17 protein-coding genes are annotated in these 19664 nt (G+C 66.4%); 8 read left to right on the top strand and 9 right to left on the bottom strand.

The annotated features are described in order from the left end of the window. Positions 1 to 2: 2 nt before the first annotated feature. Entirely contained in the window at positions 3 to 299 is a 297-nt protein-coding gene (locus QRM89_RS05050; protein WP_115004310.1) for an RnfH family protein, read from the top strand. Positions 300 to 520: 221 nt separating this feature from the next. Here QRM89_RS05050 and bamE read toward each other — a convergent pair whose 3' ends face one another. Further along, positions 521 to 916 carry an outer membrane protein assembly factor BamE gene (bamE, locus tag QRM89_RS05045; protein WP_011036655.1) on the bottom strand — a complete coding sequence of 132 codons (396 nt, stop codon included), beginning with the start codon at positions 914 to 916 and terminating at the stop codon, positions 521 to 523. A gap of 103 nt (positions 917 to 1019) precedes the next feature. Here bamE and fur point away from each other — a divergent pair, with 103 nt between their 5' ends. After that, positions 1020 to 1430: a ferric iron uptake transcriptional regulator gene (gene fur / locus QRM89_RS05040; RefSeq protein ID WP_005988392.1), complete on the top strand. Its 411-nt coding sequence runs from the start codon at positions 1020 to 1022 to the stop codon at positions 1428 to 1430. Positions 1431 to 2084: 654 nt separating this feature from the next. Here the strand turns inward: fur and recN are convergent. Then, positions 2085 to 3749 (bottom strand): DNA repair protein RecN, encoded by a 1665-nt coding sequence (gene recN, locus QRM89_RS05035; RefSeq protein ID WP_011036657.1) that lies wholly within the window; start codon positions 3747 to 3749, stop codon positions 2085 to 2087. A gap of 138 nt (positions 3750 to 3887) precedes the next feature. Between recN and hrcA the strand changes: the two genes are divergently transcribed. The 6 genes from hrcA (at position 3888) to QRM89_RS05005 (ending at position 11157) form a co-directional block, all read left to right on the top strand. Next, a complete protein-coding gene (gene hrcA, locus QRM89_RS05030; protein WP_029628994.1) occupies positions 3888 to 4919 on the top strand; it encodes a heat-inducible transcriptional repressor HrcA in 1032 nt (343 codons plus the stop codon). A 100-nt stretch (positions 4920 to 5019) separates the two neighbouring features. After that, the gene (gene grpE, locus QRM89_RS05025; protein WP_285447427.1) at positions 5020 to 5538 is read left to right on the top strand and encodes a nucleotide exchange factor GrpE; all 519 of its coding nucleotides are present in this window, start codon (positions 5020 to 5022) and stop codon (positions 5536 to 5538) included. A gap of 141 nt (positions 5539 to 5679) precedes the next feature. Next, positions 5680 to 7605 carry a molecular chaperone DnaK gene (gene dnaK, locus QRM89_RS05020; protein WP_285445454.1) on the top strand — a complete coding sequence of 642 codons (1926 nt, stop codon included), beginning with the start codon at positions 5680 to 5682 and terminating at the stop codon, positions 7603 to 7605. A gap of 160 nt (positions 7606 to 7765) precedes the next feature. Further along, on the top strand, positions 7766 to 8896 hold the full coding sequence (gene dnaJ, locus QRM89_RS05015) for a molecular chaperone DnaJ (protein ID WP_014507316.1): 1131 nt from the start codon (positions 7766 to 7768) through the stop codon (positions 8894 to 8896). 228 nt (positions 8897 to 9124) lie between these two features. Beyond that, positions 9125 to 10033, top strand: a complete 909-nt coding sequence (pdxY, locus tag QRM89_RS05010; protein WP_114997662.1) for a pyridoxal kinase — start codon at positions 9125 to 9127, stop codon at positions 10031 to 10033. Continuing rightward, positions 10030 to 11157, top strand: a complete 1128-nt coding sequence (locus QRM89_RS05005; protein WP_285447426.1) for a prephenate dehydrogenase — start codon at positions 10030 to 10032, stop codon at positions 11155 to 11157. The genes pdxY and QRM89_RS05005 overlap by 4 nt, the downstream gene beginning before the upstream one ends. 378 nt (positions 11158 to 11535) lie before the next feature. Here QRM89_RS05005 and QRM89_RS05000 read toward each other — a convergent pair whose 3' ends face one another. The 7 genes from QRM89_RS05000 to QRM89_RS04970 all read right to left on the bottom strand — a co-directional run bounded on the left by QRM89_RS05000 (position 11536) and on the right by QRM89_RS04970 (position 19615). Then, a complete protein-coding gene (locus tag QRM89_RS05000; protein WP_042598765.1) occupies positions 11536 to 11733 on the bottom strand; it encodes a hypothetical protein in 198 nt (65 codons plus the stop codon). Positions 11734 to 12005: 272 nt separating this feature from the next. Next, a complete protein-coding gene (locus QRM89_RS04995; RefSeq protein WP_115555735.1) occupies positions 12006 to 13409 on the bottom strand; it encodes a TolC family protein in 1404 nt (467 codons plus the stop codon). Then, positions 13406 to 14491: an HlyD family efflux transporter periplasmic adaptor subunit gene (locus tag QRM89_RS04990; protein WP_228440412.1), complete on the bottom strand. Its 1086-nt coding sequence runs from the start codon at positions 14489 to 14491 to the stop codon at positions 13406 to 13408. The genes QRM89_RS04995 and QRM89_RS04990 overlap by 4 nt, the downstream gene beginning before the upstream one ends. Continuing rightward, positions 14475 to 16166, bottom strand: a complete 1692-nt coding sequence (locus QRM89_RS04985; protein ID WP_115004320.1) for an ABC transporter ATP-binding protein — start codon at positions 16164 to 16166, stop codon at positions 14475 to 14477. The genes QRM89_RS04990 and QRM89_RS04985 overlap by 17 nt, the downstream gene beginning before the upstream one ends. 88 nt (positions 16167 to 16254) lie before the next feature. Continuing rightward, positions 16255 to 17154, bottom strand: coding sequence for a hydrogen peroxide-inducible genes activator (locus tag QRM89_RS04980; protein WP_115004321.1), 900 nt, complete (start codon positions 17152 to 17154; stop codon positions 16255 to 16257). Positions 17155 to 17249: 95 nt separating this feature from the next. Then, positions 17250 to 19016: an ABC transporter transmembrane domain-containing protein gene (locus tag QRM89_RS04975; RefSeq protein ID WP_285447425.1), complete on the bottom strand. Its 1767-nt coding sequence runs from the start codon at positions 19014 to 19016 to the stop codon at positions 17250 to 17252. Then, positions 19013 to 19615, bottom strand: coding sequence for a YigZ family protein (locus tag QRM89_RS04970; protein WP_012438728.1), 603 nt, complete (start codon positions 19613 to 19615; stop codon positions 19013 to 19015). Before QRM89_RS04970 ends, QRM89_RS04975 begins: the two co-directional genes overlap by 4 nt. Positions 19616 to 19664: the final 49 nt, after the last annotated feature.

The following is a 19664-nucleotide window of genomic DNA, read 5'->3' as shown; positions in this document are numbered from 1 at the left end:
TCATGCGGGTGGAGGTCATCGTCGCCTGGCCGGACCGCTACAGCGCGGTCCAGCTGGAACTTGCCGAGGGCGCCACCGTGGCCGAGGCCGTTGCCGCCTCCGGGTTTGCCGGTGATCAAGCGCTGGTCGCCCAGGCGGTGCATGGCGTAATTGCCACGCCGGCCCAGGTGTTGCGCGACGGCGATCGTGTCGAATTGCTCAGGCCGCTGCTGCTGGACCCGAAGGAGGCGCGCCGGCGTCGTGCCGTGCCGGCCAAACAGGCGCCAGGCATGCAAAAGAAGCGCAATGCTTCGCCGTAAGGTGCGTTTGATGCGCGTGGAGAGATGAGTTGCCTTACGCCCCGAGTACGAGGCGGGCGTCGAAAGAACAGGGTGCTAAGGGGCATCGCCTCGGAGCTCGCGCATGGCAGCAACAGGCGCAGCATCCTGTGGGGGCTTCGAGACAAGCGGGGCTGGCCGTTGACCAGCGATACCCCGATCAAGCAGCAGCGCGCGGTGATCCACTCGCCGCGCTAGCGTCCTCAGCGGCCGCGCTGCTTCTTCTTGTCGCGGGCCAGGTTGCGGCCGAACTGCTTGGGCGCCGACTTGGCCAGCTGCTCGTCCTGGGCCGGGAAATAATCGCCTTCCCAACGCACGACCTGCTCATTTTCGAAGAACACGGTGAAGTTCTTGACGTCGGTCCGCGCCAGACGATCGACGCGCTGCGTGGACGTGTAGTCCCAACGCTGGGCATGGAACGGATCGGGGATGGACGGTGTTCCCAGCAACGCGCTGACCTGCTGCTTGCTCTGGCCTACCTGCAGTTGCTCCACGGCGGTCTGTTTGATCAGATTGCCCTGGTAGATCGGCTGCTTGTAGATGATGCCGCAGCCAGCGGTGGAGAGTGCAACGGCGGCGACCAGCAGGAGATTGCGCATCGGGGATTAAGTGCTGAGGAAATCACGCCGATGATACACTCCCGGCGGTCGCCGCGACCCGTCTCAGGCAGCTGGCGCTAAATCGCCAATGAACGGAGAACGTATGGAAACCCACGACCTGCGCAAAGTCGGGCTCAAGGTGACCCATCCGCGCATGCGGATCCTGGAGCTGCTCGAACAGAAGAGCAACCAGCACCACCTCAGCGCAGAAGACATCTATCGCCAGCTGCTGGACCATGGCGACGAAATCGGCCTGGCCACGGTTTACCGCGTGCTGACCCAATTCGAGGCTGCAGGCCTGGTGTTGAAGCACAATTTCGAAGGCGGCCAGGCCGTGTACGAGCTGGACCGCGGCGGCCATCACGACCACATGGTCGATGTGGACACCGGCCACGTGATCGAGTTCGAGAGCGAAGAAATTGAAGCGCTGCAGCGACAGATTGCGGCGAAGCATGGCTACGAGCTCGAAGAGCATTCGCTGGTGCTGTACGTGCGCAAGAAGCGCCCGCGCTGACGCCACGTTGCCCCAGGTAACACTGACAAGGCGGCTTCGGCCGCCTTGTGCATGTTTGGGAGAAGCGCATCGCTGATGTGCTGCGCGCGACATGCTATCCGTCGTGACCCTTGATGAAACAGTGGTCAGCGTTCTGGCGCGTAAGTGCGTTTTGGTGCGCCGCACAGCGCGTGCCCGCCGCTGCGCATGCACGCGACGATTGAGTACGGCCGTGCCACGACTCAACTGCCGATGCAGGAGGTCTGCAGTGATGCGTGGATTGCGCATGTCACGTGTGGCTAGGGCGTTGTGCAGTGCGCGTGCGCAGCAATTGCAGCGCGCGCCGCAATCGAGACGTCCGTGGTCAAGCGCGATGTACGCCTGCCGCTCGACGGGAGCAAGCGCCCCAGCTTCAGTCTGGAATTGGCCGCAGATAAGGCACTGGCGCCGCGTTGTCGCGATGCGCCGCAAATACCGCCTCAGGTGCCGGCTTACCGAATCACCAGGCTTGCGCTATCGAACAGGCCAATCGCACTAAGAGTCGGGGCTCAGCAGGCATGCCGCTCTGCCGATTGCAGCGAAATCCCCCCCCGCAAGCGCGGAGGGAAAGTCAGTGCTAACTCGGGCGGGTGCATCGCGCCGCGAGCCCGCAGCACGCGGGACCCGCCCGGTAACTCAGGCGCTCTGCAGCAGCTTGCGCGCCGCAGCGCGGGCTTCCTTGCTGACTTCCACGCCGCCGAGCATGCGCGCCAGTTCTTCCTGGCGTGCCTGCGGGCCGAGCAGTTCCACCGCGCTCTGGGTCATGCCATCCACCGGCGCCTTGCTCACGCGGTAATGCGCGTGGCCCTTGGCGGCGACCTGTGGCAAGTGGGTAACGCACAGCACCTGGCGTTCTTCGCCCAGGGCACGCAGCTTCTGGCCGACGATGTCGGCCACCGCGCCGCCGATACCGGAATCCACTTCGTCGAACACCATGGTCGGCACGCTGTCCAGGCCAAGCGCTGCCACTTCGATCGCCAGCGAGATACGCGACAGTTCGCCGCCGGAGGCCACCTTGCGCAGGGCGCGCGGCGGCTGCCCGGCGTTGGCGGCGACCAGGAATTCCACCCGCTCGGCGCCATTGGGATCCGGGCGCAGGGTCTCTTGCGGCTGCAACTGGATCAAAAATTGCCCGCCGCCCATGCCCAGTTCGCCGATCAGCGTGGTGGTGGCAGCGGACAGCGCCTGCGCGGCGCTCTGGCGGCTGGCGCTGAGGACGCTGGCGGCGCCTTGCCAGACGCCGATGGCCGCCTCGATGTGCTTGTCCAGCTGCTGCAGGCGCTCGTCGGCGCCGCGCAGGCTCTCAACCTCGGCGGTCAGGTGGTCGCGATGCGCGGCCAGCTCGTCAGGCGAAACGCGGTGCTTGCGGGCCAGGTCATGCAGGCGGCCGAGACGGCGCTCCATGGCCTCGAATTGGGTGGGGTCCGCATCCAGGTCGTCGCGCACGCGGTCGAGCAGGGCGAGCGCTTCTTCGATCTGGATCGCGGCGCTGTCCAGCAGCGCATCCACTTCGCCCAGCCGCGGCTCGTGCTCGGCCACCCGCGCCAGGTCGTGCCGGCTGTCCTGCAGCAGGCCCAGCGCCGAAGGGCCTTCGTCGCCATTGAGCTGCTGGACCACGCTCTCGCAGGCACCGATCAGGGCAGTGGCGTGCGCCTGGCGGCGATGGTTGGTGTCCAGCGCGGCGATGGCCGCCGGGTCCAGGTCCTCGCGCTCCAGTTCGGCCAGTTGGTGCTCCAGAAAGCCGATGCGGTCGGAGACATCGCCTTGCGCAGACAAGGCGTCGCGCTCGTCCAGCAGCGCCTGCCAGCGCTGGCTGGCCTGGCGCACCTGCTCGCGCTGGGCGCTGTTGCGGGCGTAGGCATCGAGCAGGGCCAGCTGGCTGTTGCGGGCCATCAGCGCCTGGTGCTCATGCTGGCCGTGGATTTCCACCAGCCGCGCGGCCAGGTCCGACAGCTGCGAGGAGGTCACCGGACGGCCGTTGATCCAGGCGCGCGAGCCGCCGTCGGCGCGAATGATCCGGCGCAGCTGGCATTGGGCATCGTCATCGAGCTCGTTGTCGGCCAGCCAGGTCAGGCCAGGGTGCTCGGCCGGCAGCTGGAATTCGGCCGACAGCTCGGCGCGGTCGGCGCCGTGGCGGACCACGCCGCTGTCGGCGCGCAGGCCGGACAAAAAGCCCAGCGCATCCACCATCAGCGACTTGCCGGCGCCGGTTTCGCCCGAGACCACGGTCATGCCCGGCCCGAATTCGAGTTCGGTGGCGCGGACAACGGCGAAATCCTTGATTGAGAGGTGTCTGAGCATGGGATCGAGTGTGAACGCTTTGGGGAAGCTTAGGGCCGATGGGGACGCTGGGGGAATGGGATGCTTGCCAACCCCGGGGCCAGACATTATCTATGCCCAGTCTCACCGGATGATCCCATGCGCGCGTCCCAGTCCCCAATGCTCGACCCCCGCGCACGCCACCTGCTGCGCACGCTGATCGCGCGTTACATCCGCGATGGCGAACCGGTGGGCTCCAAGACGCTGGCCCAGCATGCCGGCCTGGATGTCAGCCCGGCGACGATCCGTAATATTTTGGCCGACCTGGAAGACATCGGGTTGCTCAGTTCTCCGCACACCTCGGCCGGGCGGGTGCCCACCGCGCACGGCTACCGGGTGTTCGTCGACAGCCTGGTGCAGATGCAGCCGCCCGGCGAAGAGGAGGTGCGCCGGCTGCGCGCCGAGCTGGCCAGCAGCAACGGGACGCAGTCGCTGCTGGGTAGCGCCTCGCAGATGCTGTCGGCGATGAGCCACTTCGTGGGCGTGGTGAGCGCGCCGCGCCGCGAGCAGTTTGCGTTCCGGCATATCGATTTCGTGCCGCTGGACGCGCGCCGGGTGCTGGCGATCCTGGTATTTGCCGACAACGAGGTGCAGAACAGGGTGATCGAGCCGCGCCGCGCCTACGAGCCGGCCGAGCTGGAACGGGTGGCCAACTACCTCAACGCGCAGTTCGCCGGGCGCGCGCTGTCGGACATCCGCGCTTCGCTGCTGCGCGAGCTGCGGCTGGCCAAGAACGAGATGGAGCAGTTGCTGGCGCACAGCGTGGACCTGGCCAGCGAGGCGCTGGTGCCGGCCGATGCCGACGACATGGTGATGGCCGGGCAGACCCGCCTGATGGGTGTGCAGGACCTGTCAGACCTGGACCGGCTGCGCGAGCTGTTCGAGGCTTTCGCCAGCAAGCGCGAGATCCTGCAGTTGCTCGAACGCACCATCCAGGCGCCGGGCGTGCGCATCTTCATCGGCGAGGAAACTGGCATGGTGTCGCTGGACGACGTCTCGCTGGTCACCGCGCCGTATACCGCCGGCGGCCAGGTGCTGGGCGTGCTGGGGGTGATCGGGCCCAAACGCATGGCCTACGACCGGGTGATTCCGCTGGTGCAGACCGCCGCGCAGATGCTGGGCGCGGCCATGGAGCCGCCCGGCACGCGATAACCGCGCTCGATCGGCGTGATGGAATTTGCTTGAAACGCGCGCGAGCGCCCACATACGGGGTGACGTTGGGGCGGGCGTTCCGCTTGCCCGGGAACTGCACATGAACCAAGACCACCCCGAATTCGACTCCGAAGACCTGTCCCAGAACCCGCCCGAGACCGATCCGCTCAAGGCCGAGATCGAGTCCTTGCGCAGCGAGATCGCCCTGGTCAAGGCCGACGCCCTGCGCGAGCGCGCCGACCTGGAGAACCAGCGCAAGCGCATCGCCCGCGATGTGGAGAACGCGCGCAAGTTCGCCAACGAGAAGCTGCTCGGCGAACTGCTGCCGGTGTTCGACAGCCTGGACGCGGGCCTCACCGCCGCCGGCACCGAGCCCAGCCCGCTGCGCGATGGCCTGGACCTGACCTACAAGCAGCTGCTCAAGGTGGCTGCCGACAACGGCCTGACCCTGCTCCACCCGGTCGGCCAGCCGTTCAACCCCGACCAGCACCAGGCGATCAGCCAGGGCGAGGCCGAGGGCATCGCGCCGGGCCACGTCGTACAGGTGTTCCAGAAGGGTTACCTGCTCAACGAGCGCCTGCTGCGCCCGGCCCTGGTGGTCGTGGCCAAGCACGACTGAGCACTGCTGCCGGCTGAACCGGCTGGCGCAGACGCGGAACGCAGATTCGTACAGGTGGCTTGAACACCTGCGCACCACCCCCACATCTCAGCCAGACCCGGCGTCGCCGGACACAGCTAAAGACTCATCAGGAGCGTATCCATGGGCAAGATCATTGGTATTGACCTCGGCACCACGAACTCGTGCGTGGCGATCATGGACGGCGGCAAGGCCCGCGTCATCGAAAATTCCGAGGGCGATCGCACCACGCCCTCGATCGTCGCCTACACCAAGGACGGCGAAGTGCTGGTCGGTGCCTCGGCCAAGCGCCAGGCGGTGACCAACCCGAAGAACACCTTCTACGCGGTGAAGCGCCTGATCGGCCGCAAGTTCACCGACGGCGAAGTGCAGAAGGACATCTCCCACGTGCCGTACGGCATCCTGGCGCACGACAACGGCGATGCCTGGGTGCAGACCAGCGATTCCAAGCGCATGGCGCCGCAGGAAATCTCCGCACGCGTGCTGGAAAAGATGAAGAAGACCGCCGAGGACTTCCTGGGCGAAAAGGTCACCGAAGCGGTGATCACGGTGCCGGCGTACTTCAACGACAGCCAGCGCCAGGCCACCAAGGACGCGGGCCGCATCGCTGGTCTGGACGTCAAGCGCATCATCAACGAGCCGACTGCGGCTGCCCTGGCCTATGGCCTGGACAAGAACGGCGGTGACCGCAAGATTGCCGTGTACGACCTGGGCGGCGGCACCTTCGACGTGTCGATCATCGAAATCGCCGAAGTCGATGGCGAGAAGCAGTTCGAAGTGCTGGCCACCAACGGTGACACCTTCCTGGGCGGCGAAGACTTCGACAACCGCGTCATCGAGTATCTGGTCGACGAATTCAACAAGGATCAGGGCATCGATCTGCGTAAGGATCCGTTGGCGCTGCAGCGCCTCAAGGACGCCGCAGAGCGCGCCAAGATCGAGCTGTCGACCTCGCAGCAGACCGAAGTGAACCTGCCGTACGTCACCGCCGATGCCTCGGGCCCGAAGCACCTCAACATCAAGTTGACCCGTGCCAAGCTCGAAGCGCTGGTGGAAGACCTGGTCAAGAAGTCGATCGAGCCGTGCCGCACCGCGTTGAACGACGCCGGCCTGCGCGCCAGCGACATCAACGAAGTGATCCTGGTCGGCGGTCAGACCCGCATGCCGAAGGTGCAGCAGGCGGTTGCCGATTTCTTCGGCAAGGAACCGCGCAAGGACGTCAACCCGGACGAAGCCGTGGCCGTGGGCGCCGCGATCCAGGGCGGCGTGCTGGCAGGCGACGTCAAGGACGTGCTGCTGCTGGACGTGACCCCGCTGTCGCTGGGTATCGAAACCATGGGCGGCGTGTTCACCAAGATCATCGAAAAGAACACCACCATCCCGACCAAGGCCTCGCAGACCTTCTCCACTGCCGAAGACAACCAGTCGGCCGTGACCGTGCACGTGCTGCAGGGTGAGCGCGAGCAGGCCCGCTTCAACAAGTCGCTGGCCAAGTTCGACCTCTCCGGCATCGAGCCGGCGCCGCGCGGCATGCCGCAGGTGGAGGTGTCCTTCGACATCGACGCCAACGGCATCCTGCATGTGTCGGCCAAGGACAAGAAGACCAACAAGGAACAGAAGGTCGAGATCAAGGCCGGTTCGGGCCTGTCGGATGAAGAGATCCAGCGCATGGTCGCCGACGCGGAAGCCAACCGCGAAGAAGACAAGAAGTTCCAGGAGCTGGTGCAAACCCGCAACCAGGCCGATGGCTTGATCCATGCCACCCGCACCGCGATCACCGAGCATGGCAGCAAGGTGGGTGGCGATGTGATCGGCAAGGTGGAAGCGGCGCTGGCCGATCTGGAAACCGCCATGAAGGGCGACGACAAGGCGCAGATCGAAGCACGCAGCAAGACCCTGGAAGAAGCCGGCCAGTCGCTGTACGCAGCGGCCGCCGCAGCAGAACAGGGCGGCGGCGCCGATGCGGCCAGCGGCAATGCGCAGGCCTCCAAGGCCGCCGATGACGTGGTGGACGCCGAGTTCACCGAGGTCAAGGACGATAAGAAGTAAGCCGTGATTCGGGAGTCGGGAATGGGGATTCGCACGCCGCCGTGCGGGTGAGTCCCCACCCCGATATCCTCAACGCGTCGCGTCGCCAAGGCGGACCAGCATGTGCTGTCCGCTTTCGCGTTTCAACGAATCTCAAATCACGAATCCCGAATCCCGGCTTATGAGCAAACGCGATTACTACGAAGTTCTGGGCGTGGCCCGTGGCGCCAGCGACGAGGAGCTGAAGAAGGCTTATCGGCGTTGTGCCATGAAGTACCACCCGGACCGCAATCCCGGCGACGCTGCTGCAGAGGCAACGTTCAAGGAATGCAAGGAAGCCTATGAAGTGCTGTCGGATGGCAACAAGCGCCGTGCCTACGACGCGCACGGCCATGCGGCGTTCGAGCACGGCATGGGCGGCGGCGGTGGCGGGCCTGGTGGTCCGGACATGGGAGATATCTTTGGCGATATCTTCGGCAATATTTTTGGCGGTGGCGCCGCCGGTCCGCGCGCTGCGCGACGTGGTGCCGACGTCGGCTACGTGTTGGAACTGGATCTGGAAGAAGCCGTCGCCGGTATCGAGCGGCGCATCGAGATCCCCACGCTGATCGAGTGCGACCCCTGCCACGGCAGCGGCTCGGAAGACGGCAAGGTGGAAGTCTGCGCAACTTGCCATGGGCGCGGCCAGGTCCGCATCCAGCGCGGCATCTTCGCCATGCAACAGAGCTGCCCGCATTGCGACGGCCGCGGCACGCTGATCCAGAACCCGTGCAAGACCTGCCACGGCGCTGGTCGCGTGGAAGAAGACAAGGTGCTGTCGATCAAGGTGCCGGCAGGCGTGGACACCGGCGACCGTATCCGCTTGGCAGGCGAGGGCGAAGCCGGCCCGGCCGGTACGCCACCGGGCGATCTGTATGTGGAAGTGCGCGTGCGCGAGCATGCGATCTTCCAGCGGGATGGCGACGACCTGCATTGCGAGGTGCCGATCCGCATTTCGCAGGCCGCGCTCGGCGACACCGTGCGGGTGGCCACGCTGGGCGGCGAGGCGGAAATTCGCATCCCGGCCGAAACGCAGACCGGCAAGCTGTTCCGGCTGCGTGGCAAGGGCGTGCGCTCGGTGCGCAGCCGCAGCGAGGGCGATCTGTACTGCCGCGTGGTGGTGGAAACGCCGGTCAACCTCACCGCCGATCAGCGCGAATTGCTCAAGCAGTTCGAGGCCACGTTCACCGGTGAGGACGCGCGCAAGCACTCGCCCAAGTCGGCGACCTTCATCGATGGGGTGAAGGGTTTCTGGGATCGGATGACGTCCTGATCCAGGGACGCCGATCCAGCTGATGTGATCCAGCAATGTCCGGCGTGCAGCGATGCACGCCGGATTTTTTTGTGGGATCGCCTGCGCGGGTTGCGTGCCCAACTCGGCATAACCAAGCAGTCACCAGGCGCAGCGTTGTCTGCACGGGTGTGCCATCCCTGCTGTTTCGACAGCACGCTTGCCGGCTTGCGCGGATAATGGGACATCTCTTTCGAAGATGGTGCCTGCATGAGCGACGCAACCGACAGCCACCTCGTCCACGGCCGCCGTCAGCGCCCGGATGGTCCTGCACCGGTCGATGTGATCTCGGTGCAATCGCAATTGGTCTACGGGCATGCCGGCAATAGCGCGGCGGTGCCACCGTTGCGCGCGCTGGGCTTGCGCGTGGCGGAAGTGCCCACCACCTTGCTGAGCAATGCGCCGTTCTACGCCACTTTGCGCGGGCGTATCCTGCCGGCCGACTGGCTCGCGGATCTGTTGCTGGGCGCGACCGAGCGCGGCCTGCCGCAGCGTGCACGCATGCTGGTCTCCGGTTACTTCGGCAGCCTGGCCAATGGCGAGGCGTTTGCGGACTGGCTGGAGCAGACCCTGCCGCAGGCGCCACAGTTGCGCTATTGCCTGGACCCGGTGATTGGCGACACCCACACCGGCCCCTACGTGGAGCCCGGGTTGGAGCGCGTGTTTGCCGAGCGGCTGTTGCCGCATGCCTGGTTGGTGACGCCCAATGCCTTCGAGCTTGGTCGCCTGACCGGGCTGCCGAGTCTGGAACAGGACGATGCCATCGTCGCCGCACGCGCCTTGCTTGCGCGTGGCCCGCAATGGGTGCTTGCGCACAGCGTGGCGGGCGGCACCGGCGAGCTGGTGACCCTGGCCGTGAGCGCTGAGGCAGTCTATCGCTGGGCCAGCCCGCACCTGCCGGTGGACGTGGCCGGCACCGGTGATGTGCTGATGGCGTTGCTGATCGGCCTACTGCTGCGCGATGTGCCATTCGAGCAGGCGGTGGGGCACGCGCTGACCGGCGTGCATGCGGCGCTGGAGGCCACCCTGGCTGCCGGCTTCGAGGAATTCGATGTGCTGGCCGCCGCGCCGGCCGCGCTTGGCACCGCGCCGCGCTTTGCGGTCGAGCGACTGGCGTGATCGCGCATCCGGTCGTTGGCATTGTCGGGATCGCCGGCGCCTACGGGCGCTGGCTCGCCCAATTCCTGCGCACGCGCATGGGGCTGGAGGTGATCGGCGTGGATCCGGCGTTACCGGACGGGCTGGACGACGCCACGCTGGTGGCGCGCGCCGATGTGCTGATTTTTTCGGCGCCAATCCGGTATACCGCCGCGCTGATCGAACGCTATGCCGCTCTTGCTGGCGCGCGTGCGGCGGAGCAACTTTGGTTGGATGTCACCTCGATCAAGCAGGCGCCAGTCGCGGCGATGCTGGCGTCGCAGGCCGAGGTGGTGGGCCTGCACCCGATGACCGCACCGCCCAAGTCGCCCACCTTGAAGGGGCGGGTGATGGTGGTCTGCCGCGCACGTGTGCAGCGCTGGTCCGGCTGGGTGGATGCGCTGTGCAGCGCGTTGCAGGCCGAGTGCGTCTACGCCACACCCGAACACCACGACCGCGTGATGGCGCTGGTGCAGGCCATGGTGCATGCCACCCATCTGGCGCAGGCTGGCACCTTGCGCGACTACGCCCCCTTGCTCGGCGAGTTGCGCACCTTGATGCCGTACCGCTCGGCCTCGTTCGAACTGGATACTGCGGTGATCGCGCGCATCCTCTCGCTCAACCCGTCCATCTACGAAGACATCCAGTTCGGCAATCCTTACGTTACCGAAATGCTCGACCGTCTACTCGCGCAGTTGCAAGAACTGCGCGGCCTGGTGGTGCAGGGCGATGATGCGGCACGCCTGCGATTTCGGCAGGCCTTTCTCGACGCCAACGCGCAGGCCCTGCAAGGCGACTCATTGGCAGCCGGCAATTACACCTATGAGCGGGTGGGCTACCTGCTGGCCGATCTCACCGAGCCGCTGGCCTTGAGCGTGTATTTGCCCGAAGACCAGCCGGGCTCGTTACGCGTGTTGCTGCATGTATTCGAGAAGCACGGCGTCAATCTGTCCTCGATCCATTCCTCGCGCACGCCCGGCGGCGAGCTGCACTTTCGGATGGGGTTCGAGCCGGAGAGCGACCGCGCTGCATTGAGCCGCGCCGCAGCGCAGATCGATGCCGACCGGATCGGGCGGGTGCTGGAGCGGGTTGATCGGGAACGTTGAGTTTTTCAACTCATTCGTCGTGCACGGGAGTCTGCAAAACCTGACTCATCAGCGGCAGCGATGTAGTCGTGTATCTGACGTCTGCCCACGCCTGTTCCGCATCACGAGTAGGCAGGCTTTAAGGTGCTTTGCTTCTGTCAATCGAGTGGCCTCTGGACGCACCACATCTGCGGCAGCAACGCAGTGGCAAGTGGAAACGGACTCGCCGGTTGAGTAATTCGAATCATTGTGAAAGCGGCCCCGAGCACTGGCGCTGACGCATGGCAGATTCATCCACACAGGGTGTGGATGAATCTTGGACAAGCATGTGGATAACTCGCGTCTGCCCTTGCAGCGCAACGGCCGGGTTTGCCCTGGTCAAAAAATGACCAGCTGGCGTTATGCCGCTTGCAGGCTCAGTTCGCCACCGCTGGTGACGAAGCGTTGGCCCTGCCGCAGCAGATGGCGACCGTCGGGGAGCTCATAGCGTGGTGTAGTGTGTGTCTGCGCGCGCCCCTGCGGTTGGTCGTCGCGGAACTCGATAATCACGTAGGGCTCGCCGTCTGCACCGACGGCCGGAAATTGCCGAAAAGACATCTCGCACCTCCTCAGTTTCAAGGTTGCAATGCGACCGTCAACGATCGCGCGACCGGCGCTGTTGCCGGTGTCGCGAGCATGCGCAGCGCCGTGTTACCGATGCGTCGTCAAGCGATGAAGCACACAATGATGGCGCCGGTTGTGGCTGCTTTTTAGCTTCTCGCGCTACGCGCGCGACACTTCGAGGGCATGGCAGTGGTGCGTTGCACGCTGCCCAGCGGCGGGCCTGTTGTGCTGGATGCACGGACAAATCCGGCCAGCGCCAGCGTGCGCTACTGGCGCAGCATCAAAGCGTCACGGTCCGCGGTGGCGGCAGCAAGTTCGGCACGTGCGGAGGCGATCCGCGCCTGCGCGTCGATCAGCCGCACGCGGGCATCGTTGGCAGTTTCTTCGCGTTGATTAACGAGGAAAAAATCGCCCGAGCCCAGTTCGAAACGGCGCCGCTCCGCCGCAGCGAGCCGGTCTGCCAGGCTGCGCTCCTCATCTGCGATGCCGGCCAGCCGCTCGGCGGCATTGAGCGAGATGACGATGGATTCCACTTCCACTGAAATCTGGTCGCGCAGGAAGCGGCTACGTTGATCCAGCGCCTCGATCTCCGCGCGTGCCTCGGCCACGCGGCCCTTGGCGGAACGGTTTTCCAGCGGCACGCTGAAACGGAAGCCGATGATCGCATCGGTTGGCGAACGGTTTGGGCCACCCACGCCGGGCGCGCCCAGATCCTTGCTGACCTCGAAACTCACGTCCAGGCGTGGCTTCAGATCGTTCTGCGCCAGCATCAGGCGGGCGGTGGCCTGATCGATGCGGGTCAGCACGGCGCGGTAATCGGGGCGTTCCACCGGCGCGGTGATCTTGCTGGCGCCGGCCAGGCCTTCGAGCGCGGAGGTATCGGCGGGCAGCCGCTCGGCGGACACGATCAGCGGCATGCCGGCGTCGTCGCGCAGATACAAGGACAACGCATTGGCCGCATTGGCGAAGTCCTGCTCCGAGCGCACCACGAGCGCACGGCGGCGCACCAGATTCTGGTCGTTTTCGGTCAACAGAATGGTTGGCCGTGCGCCGAGCGTCACTTGCCGGGAAATGGCGTTGCGGCGGCGTTCGGCCAGCTCCAGCAGGTCCTTGTAGGCCCGCAGCTTCAGCCCGGCCGCGACCCAGCTCTGGTAGGCATCCACCGCGCGGCGCTGCACGCCAATCGCCACCATCTCCGCTTCGTATTGCGCCACGTCGATGTCGCCGCTGGCCACGCTGCGGCGGGTGCGGCGCTCATCCACCACGCGGTCGCGCAGCAGCGCATACAGCGCACCGACTTTCACTTCGCCGCCGCGGTCGGTGTAGGACTTGTCTTCGTAGACCGGAAACGACCCGCGCGAGGACCGATACCCGCCGTAGTAGTAGCCGCCGTTTTCCTCGAAGGGCCGCTTGACCGTGCTCTCGATCGAACTGCCGTCGTAATAGCCGGCTTCGCGCGAGCGGCCATCGATATCGAACACCGTATCGAACGCGCCATTGGCCGATAGCCCCTTGCCTTCGGCCTGGCGCACCTTGGCCAGCGATTCGACGATCTGCGGCGCCGAGCGGGCAGAGGACTGCAATACCTCGTCCAGGGTCAGGGCAGCGGTCTGGGCGAATGCCGCACCGGGGCAGAGTGCGATCAGCAGGGCAACAAGACGGCGCATCATTTCTTGCCCGTCGCGTCGTCTTCGGCCTTGTACGCCGCCGGCTTGGCCTTGCCGTCATCCTGCTGCGTGGCCGTCGGGCGGCGGCCGAATTCCAGCGGGAAGTTGTTGAGTTGGCGCCACAGTTCGTAGCCGACCCGCACGGTTTCGCCCTGCACCCAGCCGCGCACCTTGCCGCCCTGGCGCGCGAATTCCTGCGCCGGCCACGCCGGCTTGCCCGGCATGGGCTCGACCAGGATGCGGAACAATCCGTCGGGCGCGGCGTTGGGGTCGATGGCACGCACGCGACCATCGAACATGCCGTGTGCCACCGACGGCCAGCCGCTGAACTGGATTGCCGGCCAGCCTTCGAACTCCAGCCGCACCGGCCGTCCGGGGCGGATCAACGGCACGTCGCGGCCGTCGATATACAGCTCGACCGCACGCTCCACGCGTTCGGGCGCGATCACCGCGAGCACCGTGCCCGGCGACACCATCGCGCTGCCGCTGGCGGCGTTGAGCTGTTGCACGCGGCCGTCGCGCGGCGCACGCACCAACTGCGCAGATTGGCGATTCAACTGGATGTCGATGCGGGTCAACTTGGCGCGCGACTCGGCCAGCTTGGCATCGGCTTCGGCGACCTTGATCTGGGTCAGCTCGTAGTCGCGGCGCCCGGCCAGGCCCTCGGCGAGCAATTGCCGGCTGCGCTCCACATCGATGCCGGCCACCGCGCGTGATTGCTGGATGGCGGTGATCTCGGCCTGCACCTGCGCCCGTTCGCTGGCCAGGCGGGTCAGCAGGTCCGGATCCAGATCGCCGACGCGCGCGATGGGGTCGCCACGCGAGACATGCTGGCCGTCGTGCACGTACCACGTCTCGACGCGGCCGGGAACGAAGGCGGTGACCTGCTGCTGGCGGTCGCCCGGGTCCAGCGAGACCACTTGTCCCTTGCCGCTGGCGGTCTGCACCCATGGCGCCAGCGCCAGGATCGCCACGGCAATGGCCACGCCGATCAGCAGCATCCAGGCCAGTGCCTTGGCGATGCTGGGCGGCCGCATCGCCGCCAGGGTGGGGAAGTGCGCGTTGCGATCAGCGGCCTGGCGCATCGTCTGCCTCCTGCATGGATGCGATCAGGGCATCGCGCGTGGCGTAGCGCTGCTGCTGCTCGGGCTGCAGGCGGAACCAGCCGTCCAGGGTGATGTCCTCCGGCCGGCCGGTGCACAACAAGGCGGTGGTGCCGGTGGCTTTCAAACGGCGCAGGATCTTGGTCAGGCGTTCGGCCGGAATCAGGTCGTACAGCTGCGACAGCATCAGCACACGCGGTTGCACCAGCAGCGCATTGGCCAGCTTCAGCGCCATCACCTCGCCGATCCACAACGGGTAGCCGGAGGCAGCCAGGCGCGTGTCCAGCCCCTTGGGAAGCGAAGCAATGCGGCTGCGCAAGCCGACCGCGTCGATGGCTTCCAGCATCGCTTCGGAGCTCACATCACTGGAGGCCAGCGCCAGGTATTCGCGAATGGTGACCTCCACGATGGTGGGGCGGTCGAGCACCGTGACTTCCGAACGCAGCAGATACATGTCGAAGGTGGCCATGTCGGCACCGCCCACCATCACCAACCCGCGATCGGGCACCACGTGCCGTTTCAACACCATGGCCAGCAGCCGCTCGGCACCGCCATCGGCCAGCGTCACCAGCTGTTCGCCGGCGGCCAGCGAAAAGTCGAACCGCGCGCCATCGATCACCACCCCATCCAGGCGGACCGCGCTGTTGCCCGGGGTCTTGCCCGGCGCCACCACGGCGCGTTCCTGCGGGATCGCGAACAGCAACGAAAGTTCCTCGGAGCTGGCGACCAGGTCGTAGAACGCATCCAGGTAGGTGCCTAGCTGGGAGATACCGTAGAACACCGCGCTCAGGATCAGCTCGGCCGCCACCAGCTGGCCGATCGACAACTCACCGCGCAGGATCAGGTTGCCGCCCAGTGCCAGCAACGCGGCGCTGGCCACCGCGTAGACCAGCAGGAAGGAGGCGGTCTGGGTGAAGCTGTAGCTGAAGTGGCGCCGATGCCGATCGATATAGGCGGCCGTGACCGCCTCGGAGCGATCCATCGCGAAATCGAGATGGCGGCTGGACTTGTAGAACCCGTTGGAGCCGCCGACGCTTTCCAGCCAGCGCGCCGCCTCGTGCTTGGCGTGGCTCAGATCCACCGCGGTGCGGATCGACCCGCGCGACCAGAGCATCCAGATGCTGAAGATCACCAGCAGCAGCAAGGCGTTGAAGCCCAGGAAAAACGGGTGGTAGAAGCTGGTGACGATCAGTCCCACCGCCGACTGCAGCACGATGGTGAACGCACCGATGGCCAGACTCGGCACGGCCTTCTGCACCACCACCAGATCGAAGTAGCGGTTGAACATGTCGCCGCGGTTCTGGTCGGCGAAGAACGGGTTTTGCGCATGCACGGCGCGCACCGTGATCTCGGCCACCACGCGTGCGAACAAGCGGCGTTCGAACAGCGCCATGACCCACACCCGCATCGCACTCAGGCCGGCGACCAGCAGCAACAGGCCGAGCAACAATCCCGACAGGGTCCATAGCGGCGTGGGCAGCGCGGTGTTGGCCACGCTGTTGATCAGCAACTGCACCGAGATTGGCGTGGCCAGTGACAACAGACTGATCGCCACGCCGTAGACGATGGCCAGACGCACATAGGGCATGTCCGGCCCGACGATCTCCGCCAGCCAGCTTGCCGCTTCCCGCCATCCGATCTGTTTGCCCGCCGCCATTGCACTTCCGCTGATGAGTTCAGTGCAGCATTGACGAGTTCGTGCTTACGAACAAGGTCGGCGAGCTTATTTGCCGCATAGGATTTTCCTATGCGGCGGCGGCACGCAGTAAATCGGCGATAAGCCCGAACGCCGGCGCACGGCCGGCACCTTGTCGCCAGAGCAGGCCGATGTCGCGGTAATAGCGCCCACCCTTGACCGGCCGCACCACCACATCATCGCCTTCGCGGATCTCCTGGCGCACGTACAGATCCGGCAGCAGCGCCAGGCCCATGCCCATGCCGGCCATCTGCCGGATCGCATCCAGACTGGTGCCTTCGTAATCACGCAGCACGTTGGCGCCGACTTCCGCCGCAATCGCGGCCACCTGCTCGGCCAGGCGATATTCCGGCATCAGGGTCAGCAAGCTGGCGCCGCGCAGATCGGCGGGGGTGATGCAGGCCTTGGTCCGCAGCGGATGGTCGGCAGCCATGGTCACGTGCAGCGGTTCGCGGAACAGGCGTTCGCTATGCAAGCCGCGCCCGGCCACCGGCAACTGCGCCAGGATCACGTCGTGCACGCCAGTGGCCAGGTCGCTGGCCAGCACTGTTGGCAATCCTTCGCGCACATGCACGCGCAGCGCCGGATGCTCACGGTGCAGCCGCGCCACCAGGCTGGGCATCAGGTACGCGCCCAGCGTGGGCGACACGCCGAGCCGAATGGTGCCGATCAGCGAATCCGCCGAGGTGGCGCGCACGTCTTCCAGGTCGGCCAGATCGAGCAGGATGCTGCGTGCACGCGCCAGCAGTTCGCGCCCCAATGGGGTGAGGATCGCCGGCCCGCCGCGTTCGAACAACGGCGCGCCGATGATGGTTTCCAACCCGCGGATCTGCTGCGACAGCGAGGGTTGCGAAACACCCATCTGCTCGGCGGCACGGGTGAAGCTGCCGGTGTCTGCCAGCGCGACGAAATAACTGAGTTGGCGGATGGTGGTTCTGGGGCGGGGCATGGGTCAGCTCCTGGCCTCAGCGCGTGCGGGCGTGCATGCCGAGGTGGCCGTACGCGCGTGCCGCGTGATTGCAGCGGTCGGCGAGCGTGTGGCGGTCACTGATCGATGAACTGCAGCTTCGCCAACTCCGCGTACAGCCCGCCTTCGGCCACCAGTTGCGCATGCGTGCCCTGCGCCACGATGCGGCCGGCGTCCATCACCACAATGCGATCGGCCTTGAGCACGGTTGCCAGGCGATGCGCGATGACCAGCGTGGTGCGGCCCTGCATCAAGCGGTCCAGCGCCTGCTGCACGGCGCGCTCGCTTTGTGCATCCAGCGCGCTGGTGGCCTCGTCCAGCAACAGGATCGGGGCATCCTTGAGCAGCGCCCGTGCAATCGCCACGCGCTGCTGCTGGCCGCCGGACAGGCGCGTGCCGCGCTCGCCCAGTTCGCTGGCGTAGCCCTGCGGCAATGCGCGCAGGAAGACGTCGGCCTCGGCAGCCGTGGCGGCGGCTTCCACCTGCGCGTCGCTGGCATCCAGGCGGCCATACCGAATGTTGTCGGTGGCACTGGCGGCGAACAAGGTCGGCTGCTGCGGGACTAGTGCGATCTGTTCGCGCAGCAGTACTGGATCGGTCTGGCGCAGATCCACCTCATCGATCCGCACGCTGCCGCTCAGCGGGTCGTGGAAACGCAACAGCATCGCCAGCACCGTGCTCTTGCCGGCGCCGGAGGGGCCGACCAGCGCGACGGTTTCGCCCGGCTGCACATGCAGGTCGAAGCCACCTAACGCCGGCATGTCCGGGCGCTGCGGGTAGTGAAAGACCACCTGGTCGAAATGGATCGCGCCGCGCACCGGCACGGGCAAGGGCTGCGGGGTCGCGGGCGCGACAATTGCCGACTGCTCGTCGAGCAACTCGCCGATCCGCCCCATGCCACCGGCTGCGCGTTGCAGCTCGTTCCACACTTCGGCCAGCGCACCCACCGAACCACCGCCAATCAATGCATACAGCACGAACTGGCCCAGCGTGCCCGGCGTCATCTGCCCTGCGATGACATCGTGCGCGCCCAACCAGAGCACCGCGACGATGGCCCCGAAGATCAGCATGATCGCCACCGCGGTGACGGTGGCCTGGGTGCGGATGCGCACGCGCGCGGTCCCGATGGCTGCCTGCAAGGCTTGGCTGAAGCGGTTGCTCTCATAGCCCTCGCGCGCATGTGCCTGCACCGTGCGCACCGCTCCCAGCGTTTCGGCGGCAAGCGTGTTGGCGTCGGCCACGCGGTCCTGGCTGGCCCGCGAGATCTTCTGCAGGCGACGCGCGCCGAGCACGATCGGCAGCACCGCCAGCGGAATGCCGATCAAGGTGAAGCCGGCCAGCCGCGGGCTGGTGACGAACAGCATCACCAGGCTGCCGATCACCGTGACCGAACTGCGCAAGGCCACCGACATGGTGGTGCCGACCACGCCGCGCAGCAGTTCGCTGTCGGCCGACAGGCGCGACACCAGCTCGCCGCTGCGGCTGCGATCGTGGAAGCCGGCATCCAGGCCAATCAGATGGGCATACAGGCGGCCGCGCAGGTCGGCGACCACTTTTTCGCCCAGCAGCGCCACGAAATAAAAGCGCGCCGCCGTGGCCAGTGCCAGCACCACCGCCACCGCGAATAGAAGCGCGAAGGCCTGGTTGATCTGCGTTCCGCCGGAGAAGCCGTGGTCGATCATGCGCTTGACCGCAGCCGGCAGGCTCAGCGTGGCCGCCGAGGAGACCGCCAACGCGACCAGCCAGGCCGCGAACAGGCCGCGCTGGCGCTGCACGAAGGGCCACAGGGTGCGCAGGTTGCCAAGCTTGCGGAGTGGGGCAGGCTTGGCGGGGGGCTGGCTCATGCGGCTTCCGGTGTTGAGAGATGGACCCTGTTGCGAGTGGCGTCGCACAGGCGGGTTTTCAAGCCGGCGAGCTGATCCGCGGCCACTTGCACACGCAATGCGGCGCCCTCGGCGTCGAATTGCTCGTCCAGCTTGTCGGCGTGGAAGGTCGATAGCGCGGCGTGGACCACGCCCAGGTCGTCGAACGGGCAGCGCAGGGCCAGCAGCGACATCGCCACCAGTGGCCGGCGCGTGGCCAACCGCAGGCATTCGGCGGCCGTACCGCCATACGCGCGCACCAGGCCGCCGGCGCCGAGCTTGATGCCGCCATACCAGCGCGTCACCACCACCACGACGCGGTCGTAGCCCTGGCCATCGATCGCAGCTAGGATCGGCCGGCCAGCGGTGCCGCTGGGCTCGCCGTCGTCGCTGGAGCGGTATTCCTGCCCGTAGCGGTAGGCCCAGCAATTGTGCGTGGCATCCACGGCCGCAAAGCGCCGCACCTGCTCCAGTGCCTGCTCGGGCGATGCCAGCGCGCAGGCCTGTGCGACAAAGCGACTGTGCTTGATCTCCAGGCTGTGGTGCGCGTCGGCGGCAAGGGTGTCTGGCATCGCGTGCATTCTATGCGAGCTGGTCGCGCGCGGCCGGGCGTGCGTCTCTGTGCGAGCA

Origin of the sequence: Xanthomonas sp. LMC-A-07, from assembly GCF_030208825.1 — a bacterium.
Classification (GTDB): domain Bacteria; phylum Pseudomonadota; class Gammaproteobacteria; order Xanthomonadales; family Xanthomonadaceae; genus Xanthomonas; species Xanthomonas campestris.
Note: the sequence above shows the minus strand (reverse complement) of the source record. Positions and strands in the feature narration are given on the sequence as shown.